At 42.8% G+C, this 15,728-nt stretch carries 17 protein-coding genes and 1 riboswitch; of the genes, 4 read left to right on the top strand and 13 right to left on the bottom strand.

Features of this window, described 5'->3' with window-relative positions:
• Positions 1-15: 15 nt before the first annotated feature.
• From arsH to RMX89_RS29865, 11 genes are all read right to left on the bottom strand, one after another.
• Positions 16-699: an arsenical resistance protein ArsH gene (gene arsH / locus RMX89_RS29915; RefSeq protein WP_322691490.1), complete on the bottom strand. Its 684-nt coding sequence runs from the start codon at positions 697-699 to the stop codon at positions 16-18.
• A 49-nt stretch (positions 700-748) separates the two neighbouring features.
• Positions 749-1,159 carry an arsenate reductase, glutathione/glutaredoxin type gene (arsC, locus tag RMX89_RS29910; protein ID WP_322691489.1) on the bottom strand — a complete coding sequence of 137 codons (411 nt, stop codon included), beginning with the start codon at positions 1,157-1,159 and terminating at the stop codon, positions 749-751.
• A 31-nt stretch (positions 1,160-1,190) separates the two neighbouring features.
• On the bottom strand, positions 1,191-2,255 hold the full coding sequence (gene arsB, locus RMX89_RS29905) for an ACR3 family arsenite efflux transporter (RefSeq protein ID WP_322691488.1): 1,065 nt from the start codon (positions 2,253-2,255) through the stop codon (positions 1,191-1,193).
• 195 nt (positions 2,256-2,450) lie between these two features.
• Entirely contained in the window at positions 2,451-2,777 is a 327-nt protein-coding gene (locus tag RMX89_RS29900; protein WP_322671458.1) for a metalloregulator ArsR/SmtB family transcription factor, read from the bottom strand.
• An 81-nt stretch (positions 2,778-2,858) separates the two neighbouring features.
• On the bottom strand, positions 2,859-3,563 hold the full coding sequence (locus RMX89_RS29895) for a precorrin-2 C(20)-methyltransferase (protein ID WP_322671557.1): 705 nt from the start codon (positions 3,561-3,563) through the stop codon (positions 2,859-2,861).
• 2 nt (positions 3,564-3,565) lie between these two features.
• Positions 3,566-4,192 carry a precorrin-8X methylmutase gene (locus tag RMX89_RS29890; RefSeq protein WP_322691487.1) on the bottom strand — a complete coding sequence of 209 codons (627 nt, stop codon included), beginning with the start codon at positions 4,190-4,192 and terminating at the stop codon, positions 3,566-3,568.
• 130 nt (positions 4,193-4,322) lie between these two features.
• Complete coding sequence (gene cobG, locus RMX89_RS29885) at positions 4,323-6,059, bottom strand: precorrin-3B synthase (RefSeq protein WP_322691491.1); 1,737 nt, start codon at positions 6,057-6,059, stop codon at positions 4,323-4,325.
• Positions 6,033-6,164: riboswitch (cobalamin riboswitch) on the bottom strand. Its footprint overlaps the gene before it by 27 nt.
• A 177-nt stretch (positions 6,165-6,341) precedes the next feature.
• On the bottom strand, positions 6,342-7,709 hold the full coding sequence (locus RMX89_RS29880) for an LLM class flavin-dependent oxidoreductase (protein WP_322691486.1): 1,368 nt from the start codon (positions 7,707-7,709) through the stop codon (positions 6,342-6,344).
• 189 nt (positions 7,710-7,898) lie between these two features.
• A complete protein-coding gene (gene ssuD, locus RMX89_RS29875; protein WP_322691485.1) occupies positions 7,899-9,035 on the bottom strand; it encodes an FMNH2-dependent alkanesulfonate monooxygenase in 1,137 nt (378 codons plus the stop codon).
• A gap of 17 nt (positions 9,036-9,052) precedes the next feature.
• Entirely contained in the window at positions 9,053-10,099 is a 1,047-nt protein-coding gene (locus RMX89_RS29870) for a sulfonate ABC transporter substrate-binding protein (RefSeq protein WP_322691484.1), read from the bottom strand.
• Positions 10,100-10,209: 110 nt separating this feature from the next.
• Entirely contained in the window at positions 10,210-10,965 is a 756-nt protein-coding gene (locus tag RMX89_RS29865; RefSeq protein WP_322671453.1) for a dienelactone hydrolase family protein, read from the bottom strand.
• 150 nt (positions 10,966-11,115) lie between these two features.
• Here RMX89_RS29865 and RMX89_RS29860 point away from each other — a divergent pair, with 150 nt between their 5' ends.
• Positions 11,116-11,529 (top strand): GNAT family acetyltransferase, encoded by a 414-nt coding sequence (locus tag RMX89_RS29860; protein WP_322671452.1) that lies wholly within the window; start codon positions 11,116-11,118, stop codon positions 11,527-11,529.
• Positions 11,530-11,632: 103 nt separating this feature from the next.
• Positions 11,633-12,073, top strand: a complete 441-nt coding sequence (locus RMX89_RS29855) for a VOC family protein (protein ID WP_322671451.1) — start codon at positions 11,633-11,635, stop codon at positions 12,071-12,073.
• A gap of 241 nt (positions 12,074-12,314) precedes the next feature.
• On the opposite strand, the gene RMX89_RS29850 is transcribed toward RMX89_RS29855, so the two are convergent.
• Positions 12,315-12,800 (bottom strand): molybdenum cofactor biosynthesis protein MoaE, encoded by a 486-nt coding sequence (locus RMX89_RS29850; RefSeq protein ID WP_322671450.1) that lies wholly within the window; start codon positions 12,798-12,800, stop codon positions 12,315-12,317.
• 430 nt (positions 12,801-13,230) lie between these two features.
• On the bottom strand, positions 13,231-13,647 hold the full coding sequence (locus RMX89_RS29845) for a KTSC domain-containing protein (RefSeq protein ID WP_322671449.1): 417 nt from the start codon (positions 13,645-13,647) through the stop codon (positions 13,231-13,233).
• Between the two features lie 470 nt (positions 13,648-14,117).
• Between RMX89_RS29845 and RMX89_RS29840 the strand changes: the two genes are divergently transcribed.
• Positions 14,118-14,510 (top strand): hypothetical protein, encoded by a 393-nt coding sequence (locus RMX89_RS29840; protein WP_322671448.1) that lies wholly within the window; start codon positions 14,118-14,120, stop codon positions 14,508-14,510.
• 241 nt (positions 14,511-14,751) lie between these two features.
• Positions 14,752-15,696 carry a tetratricopeptide repeat protein gene (locus RMX89_RS29835; protein ID WP_322691483.1) on the top strand — a complete coding sequence of 315 codons (945 nt, stop codon included), beginning with the start codon at positions 14,752-14,754 and terminating at the stop codon, positions 15,694-15,696.
• Positions 15,697-15,728 lie beyond the last annotated feature (32 nt).

Here is a 15,728-nt window from a genome sequence, read left to right as displayed (position 1 = left end):
AATTTCAGTTATTTACTACTTGCTTATGTCGGAAAGTGACAGAAGAGGGATAATTTCAAGAGATTGAGAAGCTATCTTGATTGTCTCTTTGGCAGCTTTTTCCTTACGTTCGCTATAGCGGTTTGTGAGATAATCAACTTTGTCACGCAATAGCAAGGTAAATTTGTAAAGTTCTTCCATAACATCAACAACGCGATCGCGGTAGGGCGAATCTTTCATAGTGCCGTCTTCGTTAAACTCCTGATATGCTTTAGCGACTGACGATTGATTGGGGATCGCGAACATCCGCATCCAGCGTCCAAGAATTCTTAATGTGTTGACAGCGTTAAAAGACTGAGATCCTCCACTCACTTGCATCACAGCCAAAGTTCTTCCTTGAGTCGGGCGAACGGCTCCAATACTGAGCGGAATCCAATCAATTTGATTTTTCATAATGCCAGAAATCTGACCGTGCAACTCTGGGCTAGACCAAACTTGCCCTTCTGACCACAAGCTTAATTGACGCAACTCCTGCACCTTTGGGTGGGTGTCAAGTACGCTACCGTAAATCGGCAGTTCACGGGGATCGAAAAACTTCACCTCTGCTCCAAATTCTTCAATGATGCGTGCGGCTTCCTCTGCCAAAAGGCGGCTATAGGAACGCTCGCGCAGGGAGCCATACAAAAATAAAATTCTGGGGGGATGGTCAAATGTCGTCATGATAATTGGTTAGGGATTTCCAAGAAATAAAGCATCCTTGTAATGCTTATCAAGCAGGTGTAATTTCTTGATTTACAGACTCAATTAATTGAGTGACCCGTTCTTTGATTTCATCGCGGACTCTCGGAAAAATTTCTGGTTGTTCTACTGGATCGTCTAACTGCCAGTCTTCAAATATTTCCCGTACAACCCATTCAGGCGGCAAATTCACCCCACAGCCACACAAAGAAATCACGATATCAAAGTCTTGTGCTTGGAAATCACTCAGGGGTTTGGAGTGTTGATCGGTAATGTCGATACCAATTTCTTTCATGGTTGCGATCGCTTCTGGTCTAACCTGACTTGCTTCCAACCCAGAGCTAATCACTGCAATCTTTCCTTTACCAAGAGTTTTAGCAAAACCTTCCGCCATTTGGGAACGGGCAGAATTCTTTTTGCAGACAAACATCACACGTTTCATGGTTCAACTCCTTTGAATAATTTGCCTAAATTTAAAAGATTCTCGATTCAGATGGCGAAAAATAACGTTTTTCAAACCAGAAAGCCACATTAACGAGACCAATCAATACAGGCACTTCCACCAAAGGCCCGACGACGGCGGCAAAAGCAACACCCGAATTAATTCCAAATACTGCGATCGCCACTGCGATCGCTAGTTCAAAATTATTTCCTGCCGATGTAAACGCGACACTTGCGGCTCTAGAATAGTCTGTTTTAACGCGCCAAGCCATGTAAAAGCTGACCAAAAACATGATGATAAAGTAGACGATCAATGGAATTGCAATCTTCACCACATCGAAGGGGATTTGAACAATCAAATTCCCTTTCAAGCTGAACATAACGACGATTGTAAATAATAAAGCAATCAGTGTAATGGGGCTGATTCTAGGCACAAATTCCTCGTGATACCACTGTTTACTTTTCACTTTTACTAAGAAGTAACGAGTGAAAAATCCAGCTAAAAAGGGAATACCGAGATAGATAAACACACTTTTAGCAATCTCAGCAATGCTGACATTAACAACACTGCCTTGTAAACCAAACAGTGGCGGCAGTACAGTAATGAAAAACCAAGCATAAGGACTATAAAAGATGACTTGAAAGATGCTGTTAAAGGCAACCAAGCCAGCCGTATATTCTGTATTGCCTCGTGCCAAGTCACTCCACACAACTACCATTGCAATACACCGGGCTAATCCAATCAGAATCAATCCTGTCATGTATTCTGGGTAATTATGTAAGAAGATAGCTGCCAGAGCAAACATCAAAATTGGCCCAATAATCCAATTTTGAATTAGTGAAACACCAAGAATTTTTCCGTTGCGAAATACATCCCCTAATTCTTCATACCGCACCTTGGCTAAGGGCGGATACATCATCAAAATTAACCCGATGGCGATCGCTATATTGGTTGCTCCCACCTGGAACTGATTGATAAAGGCTTCTACTCCAGGAAAGAAATAGCCTAGACCAACACCAATAGCCATTGCTAAAAAAATCCATAAGGTTAGGAAGCGGTCAATAAAGGAGAGGCGTTTTGAAGTATTTTTGTTCATTACAATTAACCCCATACATAAATGCAGGAGCTTCGAGCAGGAATTTCAGATTATTCAATCCAACATCCAAAATTGAAAATCTAAAATTCGTGAGTTATATCAAGAGTATATCTCTATCATTTCAAAAAAAATTGATTTGTCAATGCCTATAAAACTAAAATTAAACGAAATATTACAAAAAAAATTGATGAATATTTAAGGATCGCAGGGGGGACGAATAGGTAATATGGGGCTAAAGCGGCGGAATTCTGCTAAATACTGCTCTAAGACAGCAAACTGCGGTAGATTGAGGCTGTAGTAAATCCAGCGCCCTTCTTGACGAGCGCGAACTAAACCCGCTTCTTTCAGGGTTTTGAGGTGAAAAGACAGTTTAGATTGAGTAGTTCCCAGGTGTTCACACAGGTCACAGACGCATAGTTCTTGAGAGCGCAGCAGTTCTAATACCTTAATCCGTAGGGGGTCAGACAGGGCATGAAAGCCAGCAGCGATCGTATCAGGAGTGAAGGTGCTATTAGAAGCCATCAACTTTTATTGAAGTATTTCTTTATGGTCAAGTCTTAATCATCAGTTAAAGAATACCTTAACTAAAAAGAAAAGGTCAGTCTATAGTCGATTCTTGGTGGGAATCACAATCATTGAGAAATAGGGTACCTCGGCTGGATCGACTTCATCTAGGGGGATGATACGTTGCTGTGATGTTGATGCCCGCTCAATATATCTTGCTCGTGACGCTAGCCCTAATTTATGCAGGATATCTCGTACTTTGGTAAAGTGACGACCTAGTTTCATAATTGCGGCGGCATCAGTCATTAGCAGATGTGTAGTCAGTTCTTCTGCTGGCAACGGGGCGGGTAAGACTGTGAGAATATCATTGTAGTAGGTGAAAGGTACACCCAAGGCTACCGGACAAGTCATCAGCGAGGAAACTCCGGGGACAACTTCTGTTTCGTATTGGTCGCATAACCGCGTGAACAGGTACATAAATGAACCATAGAAAAATGGATCGCCCTCGCACAGTACCACGACATCTCGACCTGCTGCTAGATGCTCGGCAATTGGTTCAATTTCCTGGTCATAAATAGATTTTGCCTTTTCTGGTTCCAAAGCGCGGGGGAGGTGAAATAGTACCTCGATTTGATTGCCAGGAAGATACTGCGCCACGATCGCTCTAGCGATACTTTCTTTATCTGTGGCTGATTGATAAGCTACTACAGGAGCCGCACGTAGTAACCGCAGCGCTTTGAGGGTCAATAGTTCGGGATCGCCCGGGCCGACACCAATTCCATAAAGACGACCTTTAGGTTGCATATTCATTCTTCCTCCGTTGCCAGGGCGTTAACTGCTGCTGCCGCGATCGCACTTCCACCGCGCCGACCGTGTAAGGTTAAAAATGGTACATTCCTGCTATCTGCTGCCAGTGCGGCTTTTGATTCGGCTGCACCGACAAAGCCCACTGGAAAGCCCAAGATAATCGCAGGTTTGGGCACTCCTGCATCGAGTATTTCTAACAGTCGGAACAGGGCTGTGGGCGCATTCCCAATTGCAATTACTGAGCCTTCCAGGTGCGATCGCCATAATTCTATAGCTGCCGCCGACCTTGTAGTACCCATACGCTGGGAAAGTTCTGGCACTTCTGGCTCGTTGAGGGTACAGATAACTTGATTGTTTGCAGACAACCGCCGTCTGGTAACGCCATCAGCAACCATTCGGCAATCGCACAGTATTGGCGCTCCTGCGGCCAGTGCTGCTCTTGCGGATTGCACTGCTGTTGGTGAATATCCCAAGTCTGTGACAATATCCGTCATTCCACAGGCATGAATTAGACGCACAGCAACTTTTGCTACATCTGGTGGCAGCACATCTAGGTTCGCTTCTGACCGAATGATTGCGAAGGAATTACGGTAAATTTCGTTGGCATCTCGGATATAGTCGGGCATTCAATTTGGGATTTTAGATTTTAAATTTTGGATTGATTTGTTAGTTAGTATAGATACTTCTTTTTTAATAGAAGAATACCTAATTTAATTAACCGCAGAGAACACAGAGTCAGAGAAAGGGAGGAATCAATCATCTGTATTTATCTGTGGTTCCATTTTCTAAATATTTATTAAATAACTGCTGTAATTGTGCTATTGGATATCGATTAGCAAATTCTCCAAAGGACTCATCAGAATTTAGGCGTTGAATTTTATATACATATAGCATCCGCTCTATTAATGTAGGTAATTCAGCAAAATTTACATATTGATATAGTTCGCGTCCGAATTTCTGATTGCTGTCACCAACATAAACGTGATAGCCTTCCACAGTTCTATTTTCAGCTTCAATGCTGACACCGAGGAGAGTGATATCACTTTTGCTGTGCTGGGCACAAGATTTTTCGCAGCCAGTGAAGTGGATATTAACTGGATAATCGAGAGTAACGCGAGTTTTAAGATACTCTGCCAATGCCAACGCATGACTTTTAGTGTCTGTGGCAGAAGCGGCGCAACCTTTTTTTCCTGAACAGGCAACTAATCCGCCCTTGATATTGGTTGCAGAGCAATCTAATCCTAATAAAGCAATTTCACTTTGGACATCAGCAACCCATCGTTGAGGAATATCTGTCAGGAGCAAATTTTGCCAAGGGGTTAGCCTGAGAGTTCCACTACCGTATTTTGCTGCTAAATCTGCTAAACCGCGTATCTGTCTACTTTCCAATCGCCCAAGGGGCAAGACAACACCAATGTAAAATAAGCCTTGCTGACGTTGGGGATGAATGCCAATATGCTGATATTTTTCTTCTTTGCCTTCCTCTACAGTGTACACACACATCGAATTACCCCCCTTAATCCCCCCGTGTATTGGGGGGAAACTAGAAATACAGTTACCTCCCCTTTCCAAGGGGAGGGTTAGGGAGGGGTAAAACTTAGGCTTAAACTCAGATGAGTGAACTGTTTCAGACTTGTGTGTACACCGTAGCTTGCCTTGCTGGGGGAATAAATCTTTTCTTATTTCACTGTACAAAAAAGAAAAAGGTAAACGCTGCTCAACTTCTTGGAGATAATTTTCACAACCCAAAGTATTCAATAACTCTCTCAAACGTAGCCGCCGCTTACTCGTAGTATGACTATAAGCTAGATAGACATCCGCTAAAGCTGCTAAGACGGGCAAACAGTCTTCTGGTGATAACAAAATTCCCGTATCGCTGGGCGGTTGACCCTTCTCACCAACACTGAGATAGAGACGAAAGTAAACATTATCGTTAAGTAAGACAGCTACAAAGGCGATATCATTCAAGCGATCGCACACCTGAATTATCCCACCACCATCCAAGCAAACGCTAAATTTTGCCGACAGTCCCGAAAGCGCCGGATGTGCAGCAATATAATCATCCCAACCTTGGACAAAAGGGCGAGTGTCGATTAATTCTTGGGGATCGATACCAGCAGTTGGACTGGTCATAATATTGCGGATTTGGTCTACAACAGTATTGTCAGAACCCAATCCCATATTTTGTAGATATTTCAGAACCTCAGCATTTATCCCGGTGCGGATTTCACGAACTTGTAGGTTAGCTCGATTAGTCACATCTAGATAGCCGCCACCGTGCTGTTCTGCTATATCTGCGATCGCACGGCACTGCTGACTACTAATAATTCCACCTGGTATTCTAACGCGAGATAATATACCATCTGCGGCAGGAGTAGCATAAAACAAGCCAGGACAAGTGGCAAATCTAGAAACCAAACTTAGAACTCCTTCCCCGTGCAACGCAGGGAGTAGACGGTGAGTGTGTCTTGAGGACATCCTGAGAGTTGGCATTCTGACTTGGGTCATCCCATCACAGCTGCGGCACAGTCCCGGAATTTCACCGGAGTTTCCCAACTCTCAGCTTTAGTAATTTAGACTTTGTTGAGGTTATAGATATCAACCAGACATCATCCAGATAATTATCTTACATTACTATGGTGATAAATTTTAACTGAGCTGATCCACTACCGATCGAAAGATATAGTTCTTGAAGCTAATCTATAAATTGAATTTAGTTATGGCTCAGGCAGGAATGCTTGAGCCTTTTTGCTGCAAAACTTGCTTTAGAAAAAGTTAGGCGATCGCCGCTTCACGAGTAGCAACTTTGCTAAACTGATTTACCGGACGAGGTAAACCAAGATTTTCGCGCAGGGTTCCTGCTTCATACTCTGTACGGAACAGACCGCGACGTTGCAATTCAGGAATTACCAAGTCTACAAACTCATCCAATCCTCCGGGCAACCAGGGCGGCATAATATTAAAGCCATCTGCCCCACCATTGACAAACCAATCTTCTAGCTGATCGGCAATTTGTTCTGGTGTGCCTAAAATCTGACGATGCCCACGCGCTCCAGCTATCGACAAATACAGCTGTCGAATCGTTAAATTCTCTCTGTTAGCTAGGTCAATCAGAAGTTGCTGACGGCTTTTACCCCCGTTAGTCTCTGGTAGCTCCGGCAACGGCCCGTCCAATGGATAGCCAGATAGGTCAAATCCACCGATCATTGAGCCAAGCAAATTTAAGCCGACCACCGGATCGATCAACTCCTGAATTCGATCGAATTTGTCCTTAGCTTCTTGCTCAGTTTTGCCGATAACTGGGAATACACCTGGCATAATCTTAAGATGGTCAGGTGAGCGCCCGTATTGAGCCAGTCTCCCCTTCACATCTGTATAAAATGCCTGAGCTTCTGCCAAGGTCTGTTGGGCAGTGAAAATTACCTCCGCCGTTTGTGCAGCTAGCTCCTTACCATCCTCGGAAGATCCAGCTTGAATGATCACCGGATAACCTTGGATGGGACGCGCCACATTCAGCGGGCCGCGTACTGAAAAATGCTCGCCTTTGTGGTTGGGAACGTGCAGTTTATTTGGATCGAAGTAAATACCCGATTCCTTATCATGTAAGAAGGCGTCGTCCTCCCAACTATCCCAGAGTTTCGTGACTACATCCACAAACTCTTTGGCACGCTGATAACGTAGGGTATGCTCCATGTGCTTTTCCCGATTGAAATTCAACGCTTCAGCTTCGGTAGCAGAAGTTACGAGATTCCAACCGGCACGGCCACCACTGAGATAATCTAATGATGCAAATTTGCGGGCGAGGTGATAAGGCTCGTTGTAGGTGGTCGATACTGTGGCCGTCAAACCGATGTTTTCCGTTACTACAGATAAAGCCGACAACAGGGTAAGAGGTTCAAAGTGGACGAGTTTGCCATTCCGGCTCAAAAGGTCGGCGCTTTGATTGCGATCGCGCACAGCCACACCATCTGCAAAGAAGATCATGTCAAATTTGCCGCGTTCTGCCGTCTGTGCCAGCTTTTTATAATGCTGAAAGTTCAAACCAGCATTAGCTTGGGCTTCGGGGTGTCGCCATGACGCTACGTGATGACCAGTGCTGGGCAAGAATGCACCTAATCTAAGTTGAGGTTTTTTCGTACTCATGCTTTTTTTTGTAAAATCGTTGTGTTTTTAAATGCAGAGGCACGCAAAGTTAAGCCAGTGCGTTGCGCGGGTTCCCCGCGTTGTAGCAACTGGCGTAGCGCAGAGGAACGCAGAGTTTTGCCGAATTTATGCAATGTTGTACTAGGGTGTTATGAGTTAAATCACGTTAGTTTTTGGATTTTGAATTGCTTACACTGGCTGGGGTTTGAGTAAATCTGTTTTGGTAACAAATTCACTGAATGTACTTGCAACCTGCTGCGGTAATGCGATCGCTGGAGTTTGTAACGGCAACCTGGGAAATAATAATTCTGCAACTCGATAAGCTTCTTCGAGATGGGGATACCCTGAGAAAACAAAGGTATCAATTCCTAAATCGGCATATTCTAGCATTCGCGCTGCAACTGTGTCTGGATCTCCTACCAAGGCAGTCCCAGCACCTCCACGCACTAAGCCAACACCTGCCCATAAGTTGGGGCTAATTTCTAGGTTTTTGCGATTACCTTTATGCAGTTGGGCCATACGGCGTTGTCCTTCTGATTCCGACTCAGCAAACCGCCGATGTGCGGCTGCTATGGTTTCATCATCGACATACTGAATCAGTTCATTAGCCGCATCCCAAGCTTTTTGCGTAGTTTCCCTGACTATGACGTGCATCCGAATCCCAAAGCGGACTGTTCTACCTTGTTCTGCTGCTAATCGCCGTACTTTTGTAATCTTTTCGGCAACTCGATCTGGTGGTTCACCCCAAGTTAAATATACATCAATATGTTTTGCTGCAACTTGGAGCGCCGCATCTGAAGAACCGCCAAAATATAAGGTGGGATAAGGCTTTTGTACGGGAGGAAATTGGAGTTTTGCGCCTTGAACTTGCAAATGGCGACCACTATAGGTTAGTTCTTCACCTTGCATCAGCGATCGCCAAATTGTCAAAAACTCATCTGTAAGTTCATAACGCTGATCGTGATCTAAGAAAATCCCATCTTTTGCAAGTTCTTTTGTGTCGCCGCCAGTAACAACATTCAGAATAATTCGACCATTAGAAATCTGGTCAAAAGTCGCAGCCATTCTAACTGCTAAAGAAGGCGACATAATTGCCGGACGAAATGCTACAAGAAACCGCAAGCGTTCCGTAACTGAAATTAATGAAGTAGCGACAATCCAAGTATCTTGTTTTTGTCCGGTACCAATCAACATCCCGCCATAGCCCAATTTATCAACAGCTTGGGCGATTTGCTGCATATAGGGATAAGTGGCTGGTCGCCTGCCGATTGTAGTACCTAAATAACGCTCGTCTCCCTGGGTCGGCAAATACCAAAAAACTTCCATTTTCTTATCTCCTGGCGCTATTTCTGACTAATGGTTTCCGGTGTGATGGCTGCATATTGTTCGCTAGTCAGCATCGCTTCTTTAATATTAATTGGCTTAGGTATCACTTTTTCTTTGGCAAACAAATCTGCAATCTTCTGTTGTTTGTCCATAATTTCAGGCGTAATTGGTCTTATACCGTAAGTTCGCCTTCCAACCATTGTTGTTAAAATATCTTCATCAATTTTGAGGTGAGGAATAGTCAGTTTTACAACTTCTGCTCGGTTTTTTTCAGCCCATTGACCTGTGTTATCTATCTCCTCAAGAACTAATCGCACTAATTTCGGGTTTTCTGTGGCAAATTTTCGCGCTGCCATGTAATATCCGCCCTGAGTAGAAATGCCACTAGCATCTCTCAAAACACGAGCATTGGCCTTTTTTTGGGCCACGGCTAAATAAGGGTCCCAAGTTACCCAGGCATCAATTTTTCCTTGAATAAAAGCATCACGGGCTTCTGAAGGAGGGAGGCTAAGAGCTTGAATATCAGTATATTTTAAACCAGCCTCTTCCAAAGCTTTTATTAATAAGTAATGGGAAGCAGAACCCTTTTGAAAAACTACTTTTTTACCTTTGAGATCGGCTAAAGTCCGAATCGGTGAATTCTTTTGAACGATAATTCCGCTTCCTTTCCCGGTACTGGGTTTATTACTAGCAATATAAACTAAAGATGTGCCAGCCGCTTGGGCAAATATCGGGGGAGTCTCGCCTACAGAGCCAATATCAACCCTGCCCACATTCATCGCTTCCATCAGTTGTGGCCCGGCGGCAAATTGCGCCCATTCCACGGAAATACCTAAAGGCTTGAGACGTTTCTCGATCAATCCTTTAAGTCTGAAAATATCCCCAAAACTTTGATACCCCATTCGGACAACTTTGGTTTTCAAGCCAATGGTTTGATTTGCTGAATTTGGGGTTTGGACTGAGCAACTGATTAAGGTTGTTGAGATTGCTAATAATCCAGGTAAAAGGAATAGTGAAAAACCTTGGAAAATCTTAACTTGTGGTTGTTTGAAGGCGGAAATCATGGACGTGATACTTTGTTTTTTAATTTGCTTTTGACTTATTTTGCCTATGTTCAGTTGTAGAGGCACACAGATGTGCGCCTCTAGTGTTGTATTGCTCCTAACCTAAAAATTTAGACTTTTTGAAGCTGAAGGTTCTTTTGGAATAGTTCTTGAACATTTTTCCAAGCATCAGCAGCAGCTTCGGCATTGTAGCTGGCCCGATGATTGCAAAAGAAGCCATGCCCTGCACCGGGATAACGGAAGATAGCATGAGTAATCTGATTTTTCTTCAATTCAGCCTCAATCTGTTCTGTATGTTCTAAGGGAATTCCCTGATCGTCAAGACCAAAGAAGGCGTAAATGGGGCCTTTAATCTCTGGAGTGCGGGTGATGGTTGGTTCTCCACCGCCGGGAGTTGAGTTGGGAATACCGCCACCATAGAAGGAAGCTGTAACTTTAATATCTGGTAAGGTGGCAGCTAGATAAACGACGTGACCACCAAAACAGAAACCAATAGAGCCGATCGCATCTCCTTGTACATTTGGTAGAGTTCTTAAGTAAGCGATCGCAGCCTTAATATCACTCAATATTTCCTCTGCTGTTGTCTGCTCCTTATAACCCCTCCCTTGCTGGACATCTTCAGGAGTATATCCACCCTCAAAACCGGGAGCGGTGCGTTGAAATAAAGTCGGTGCGATCGCTACATACCCCTCTTTGGCAAATTTCTCAGCAACTTCCCGAATGTGAATATTAACCCCAAAAATTTCCTGAATCACAATAACGGCTGGGAAGGTTCCCTTTTGTGCTGGTTCAGCTAAGTAAGCATCAATTTGCAAATCTCCGTTAGGGACTTTAACTTGAGCAGTGCGAATTTCTGTGTTTGTCATCTTAGGGATTAGCCTGTAATTGCTTTCAGGACGCGATGTTTTATGGTAATTTTTGTATAATACTACTTAAAATATATCGATTTATCGTAGTTTAAGAGTAGTATTTCACAAAGAATGTGCAAAGGCAAGTGCTTTGATTTAGAGATGTAGATGAATATAAGACCATACCAAGAATCTGATGCTGAATTAGTCAGTGCTTTGTGGCATGAGGTGTTTCCTAATAATCCGTCGCACAGCAGCCCAAAATTGGTAATCAGTCAGAAGCTTGCTGTACAACCTGAGTTGTTTTTCGTTACTGAGATTAACTCTGTGATTGTAGGGACTATCATGGCAGGATATGACGGGCATCGCGGTTGGCTATACACAGTTGCGGTCAGTCCTCAGTATCAACGACAGGGTATTGGTAGCAAGCTAGTGCAGCACGCAGAGAGAGTATTGATAGCGATGGGATGCCTCAAAATCAATCTCCAAGTTCGTGTCTCCAACGCAGAAGTAGTTGAGTTTTATAGAAAACTTGGCTATCTCATTGAAGAACGCATCAGTATGGGAAAGCTTGTTATATAGATGTTTGGTGAGTTTGAACAAAAAAACTTTAAAAATACGCCAGTATTACAGCAAAAGGTGATTGTAGCGCTACCAACTTTAACCCAAATTAGGAGAAAAATTTATGAAGCTTAATGCAGTTCATCATATTCAAGTAACCTATCCTCTTGAAGTGGAGGAAGCAATGCTATCTTTCTACAGCAAAGTTTTGGGACTGACTGAAATTGTCAGACCTGATGTCATGAAAAATGATTCAGGAGCGTGGTACAAGTTGGGAGACATTGAACTGCACGTAAGTAGTGAGAAAAACGCCAATAACCAAGCATCTAGACGGCATTTTTGTTTCCAAGTCGATAACTTGAACGCCTTTGAAGAACACCTAAAAGAGCATGGAATAGAAATTATTCCCGATCAACGACCACTTCCAGGATGCGTGCGGTTTTTTCTCCGAGATCCCGGTGGGAATCGTATAGAGATTGCAGAGTTTGTTAAGAGTACTTTTGCACAGCAACAAAATCGACACCACTTTTCAAATTTTCAACAACCAGTAAGTAATTCTCAATAAGCAATCGATTTTCTAGCTAGAAACCCTTACTGTGAAAACAATCGACACCATTCAACGTTCGCGCAGCGTCTCGTAGAGAAGTTATGACGCTTTTCAAGTTTCTGGCGAGTGGTGTCGATGAGTTCAATACATTTGGAAAAAGAGGATAGCATTTTACCTATGCTTGTCAAGATTTTGTCAATCTGACTCCTGTTAGCGCAGCGGGGCGTAGCCCATTCTGATTTCTGAATCAGGAGTCAAATCAACAATTTTCTCCTGATGTTTCACACGCACCAATACTTACCCAGGTGCTAGAACCATCTTGCCAATGTTCTTTCTTCCATATAGGGGCATTGTGTTTGAGCGTATCAATAGCATATTGGCAAGCTTCAAACGCCTCACTCCGATGAGGAGAACCCACAGCTACTAAAACGCTGATTTCCCCAACTTGCAAACGTCCAACACGATGATAAATCGCGACTCGATTCACATCAGACATAGATAAGCGAATATCAGTAGCAATTTGATAAAATATCCGCAACGCCATCGGTTCATAAGCTTGATACTCTAGAGCAATCACAGGTTTACCATCGGTTTGATTGCGAACCATACCACTCATCACAACCACAGCACCATTGGCTGGATCGTCGGATTTGGCATAGATTTCTTCCAGAGATAATGGTGCAAAGGTAATGGCAAAACTATCTTCGGCTCTTGGTTTAACAGCAGAGGTAAGTGTAGTTGTCATAACTGCGTTGATATTATATGGGTTTTTTCTATTGTCTCTGAAGAAAGCATTACTAGTGGTCTGCCAACCCAAAATTGTTAGGTGGAGATTGGGTAAAGGTTAAAGGGACTCATGGTAAGGGATAAAAAACATCAGTCCCTTTCCCCCGCCCCTTATCCCCAGAGGGCAAGGTGGTTTCATACGAAAAAAGAAAAATACATAAGTTTTGATTTCTCGTTTTGTGTCCAGGCTTTTTCCCTCACTTCCATTCCTCTCCCCCCGTGGGGGAGAGGCTTTGAAACCCAGCTTTAGTTTTTCTCTGTTTGTATAAAACCACCCTACGCCCCTTATCCCCAGAGGGAACCCCACCTTCCCCTTTTCCCGACTTATGCCAAGAAGTTTCTTATACAACGCAAGAATTATTAAAAACCCTACATGCAGTTATTAGTCATTAATCTGCACAATCTAGACGATCGCAATCATATCTACCTTTAATCTCTTGATTGAAAAAGCTGCCAATTGAGTCCGAGGAATGTAAATCTTCCCAAGTATCCTCATCTACGCCTAAGTACTGATAAACCGCTCCACTTTGAAACTCAACTTGCAAAATCTGTTCGTCAGGATCGTAGCCTACAGCCGCCGCCATTGATGAGCTAACTGGTAACATAGCAATTGGTTCTTCTTCAAAGGGTAGGGCAGTAGTTTCAGCTATAACCTCATTGAGTTCTTGCAATCCTTCGTAAGCTTGTATCGGTGCCGGAATTTCCAAAAACTCTAGTTCGTTGCCTCGGTCGAGCAACAACTGCAAATATCCATCAGAATGAGCGATCGCTACTAAACTGCTCAAGTCTACCTTAGATAGCTTCATTTATTTTCTACTCTCCTATTGGCGTAGTCGGGAGTGGTAAAGTTTTATGCAATATCAAGCGCTTTTATAGTACATTTATACTAAAAAATCGCTTAAGTGTCAAGTTTTTTCTTCTAAGAGAGAATTTTAGGTATGTAGAGACGCTTTAGCAAAGCAGCACGCAGTGTTTTTCTCTGACATTTGGGGAAATACTTGTGATTAGGCTTAGGTGAATGAGCGTATTTGAGTCACCTAAAAAATTGCATAAATGTTCAACTCGCCTCAGTTAAGTACTTGAAAATTTCAACCATCCTTGTTGTGTCTAGACTCAGTTGAGTCTCTATTGCTGTTTGTATCACCCAATTAGCTCACCCTTTTGGGTGAGTCATATATCAACCGATCAGATGACCTGACTGAAGGAAGTTGAGATTAATAATAAAGAGGACTCTATTACTAAGAAACACCGATCGCATTTTACCTAAATATAACTTATGAAACTTGCTACCTTAATAAATTCTGCACTGATTTTTGCTTCTCTTACTCTTGTACCTGGAATTGCTGGCGCTCAAACAGCTACTACTAACAACAGTGAAACAATAGCTGTTAACTCTAATAATTTATCCACAAACTCGACTTCTGCTAATTACCTCCAGCCTTTAAATCTAGTTAATTTTGCTTATCAAGGAGGTCTGCAACAACACGGTATTCCTAGCGGAGAAGCGCTAGTACTTAAAACTTTGAATAGAAATATTCTTGCGAAAGATTTGGTTAAAGCTGCTGTGAATGCAAATAAATTACCATCACAAGTTTTAAACGATCAAAATTATTTAAGTGCTGTTAATTTAGAACTCAACGTATTGCCAGATTATGCTGCTGCTGATTAATTTGGTTTTTATTATATCTTTTGAGAAAGCTAAGTTTTTCAGTATGGTATATTTGTATGCTTGTTACTAAGGATAAATAAAAGCTTTTTATACATGGCGATCGCTGTGTATGAAAAGTATATAAGAAAGCTTGATATTGAAAAATAATTTCTCAATTTTGACATAAGTTGCACTTATCCTGTGCTAAAGCCACAGAAAATTGTATAATCAACAGCTTATCGATCAAAAATTTCTATAGAGAATGACAGAAGTAATAAGATCCGGGGGACTAAATAATATTGAGTCCATTGAGTATGAAGAGCGGTGCTTAGAAAAAGCCAGACAAACAGGCGATCGCAATCGGGAAGTCATTTCTTTGGCAAGTTTGGGCAATGCTTACCAGTCGCTAGGCGAGTACCACCTAGCAATTGAGTTTTATCAACAGTGGTTAGATATAGCTAAAGAAATAGGCGATCGCTCAGAAGAAGCCAAATCTTTATCTGGGTTGGGTAACGCTTACCAATCACTGGGAAAATATCAGCGAGCGATTGAATTTTATCACCAATGGTTGAGTATAACCAGGAAAATAGGCGATCGCACTGGGGAAGGCATTTGCTTGGGAAGCTTGGGTAATACTTATGAATACCTGGGTAAGTACGAGCAAGCGATAGATTTTTACCAACAATGGTTGAGTATAACCAAGAAAATAGGCGATTGGACTGGGGAATGTATTTGCCTGGGAAGTTTGGGCAACATTTATGAATCGTTGGGATCTTACCAACTAGCAATTGAATTTTACCAACAATGGTTAGGGCTGGCGAAATTCATCAGCGATCGCAATGCTGAAGGCATGGCTTTGAGTGGATTGGGCAGTGCTTATAAGGCTTTAGGAAAGTACCAAAGGGCGTTGGAGTTGTATCAGCATTCATTAAAGATCGGAAGCGATCTTAATGACCCAAATGAAGAAGCAAATGCCTGGTTTAATTTGGGTTTGGTGTTAGAAAAAATCAATCGAGAATCAGAAGCGATGGATGCCTTTTGTAATGCTCGTGAAATTTATCGCGCAATGGGACTTGATGCCAGCCTGCAAGATTGTAACCATGCCATTGAGTTTCTGTCTCAAAATATTGCAAGCGCACCATCTACTTTCTGGTTGAGGAGATGGTTAAGTCATTTGTCGCAGTCGATCAAAACTGGTTCTAAATAAAGAGTGCTGAGTTCCGAGTTAAAAGACCGTTT

The organism is Nostoc sp. DedSLP04, from assembly GCF_034530775.1.
Taxonomy (GTDB): domain Bacteria; phylum Cyanobacteriota; class Cyanobacteriia; order Cyanobacteriales; family Nostocaceae; genus Nostoc.
This window is presented reverse-complemented; position numbering and strand designations above follow the sequence as displayed.

Coding starts and splice junctions, on each gene's coding strand:
- arsH (WP_322691490.1), bottom strand. CDS start 699: ATGACGACATTTGACCATCCCCCCAGAATTTTATTTTTGTATGGCTCC.
- RMX89_RS29860 (WP_322671452.1), top strand. CDS start 11,116: ATGAATATAAGACCATACCAAGAATCTGATGCTGAATTAGTCAGTGCT.
- RMX89_RS29865 (WP_322671453.1), bottom strand. CDS start 10,965: ATGACAAACACAGAAATTCGCACTGCTCAAGTTAAAGTCCCTAACGGA.
- RMX89_RS29850 (WP_322671450.1), bottom strand. CDS start 12,800: ATGACAACTACACTTACCTCTGCTGTTAAACCAAGAGCCGAAGATAGT.
- cobG (WP_322691491.1), bottom strand. CDS start 6,059: ATGCCAACTCTCAGGATGTCCTCAAGACACACTCACCGTCTACTCCCT.
- RMX89_RS29840 (WP_322671448.1), top strand. CDS start 14,118: ATGAAACTTGCTACCTTAATAAATTCTGCACTGATTTTTGCTTCTCTT.
- RMX89_RS29900 (WP_322671458.1), bottom strand. CDS start 2,777: ATGGCTTCTAATAGCACCTTCACTCCTGATACGATCGCTGCTGGCTTT.
- RMX89_RS29890 (WP_322691487.1), bottom strand. CDS start 4,192: ATGCCCGACTATATCCGAGATGCCAACGAAATTTACCGTAATTCCTTC.
- arsB (WP_322691488.1), bottom strand. CDS start 2,255: ATGAACAAAAATACTTCAAAACGCCTCTCCTTTATTGACCGCTTCCTA.
- RMX89_RS29870 (WP_322691484.1), bottom strand. CDS start 10,099: ATGATTTCCGCCTTCAAACAACCACAAGTTAAGATTTTCCAAGGTTTT.
- RMX89_RS29835 (WP_322691483.1), top strand. CDS start 14,752: ATGACAGAAGTAATAAGATCCGGGGGACTAAATAATATTGAGTCCATT.
- RMX89_RS29895 (WP_322671557.1), bottom strand. CDS start 3,563: ATGCAACCTAAAGGTCGTCTTTATGGAATTGGTGTCGGCCCGGGCGAT.
- ssuD (WP_322691485.1), bottom strand. CDS start 9,035: ATGGAAGTTTTTTGGTATTTGCCGACCCAGGGAGACGAGCGTTATTTA.
- RMX89_RS29845 (WP_322671449.1), bottom strand. CDS start 13,647: ATGAAGCTATCTAAGGTAGACTTGAGCAGTTTAGTAGCGATCGCTCAT.
- RMX89_RS29855 (WP_322671451.1), top strand. CDS start 11,633: ATGAAGCTTAATGCAGTTCATCATATTCAAGTAACCTATCCTCTTGAA.
- RMX89_RS29880 (WP_322691486.1), bottom strand. CDS start 7,709: ATGAGTACGAAAAAACCTCAACTTAGATTAGGTGCATTCTTGCCCAGC.
- arsC (WP_322691489.1), bottom strand. CDS start 1,159: ATGAAACGTGTGATGTTTGTCTGCAAAAAGAATTCTGCCCGTTCCCAA.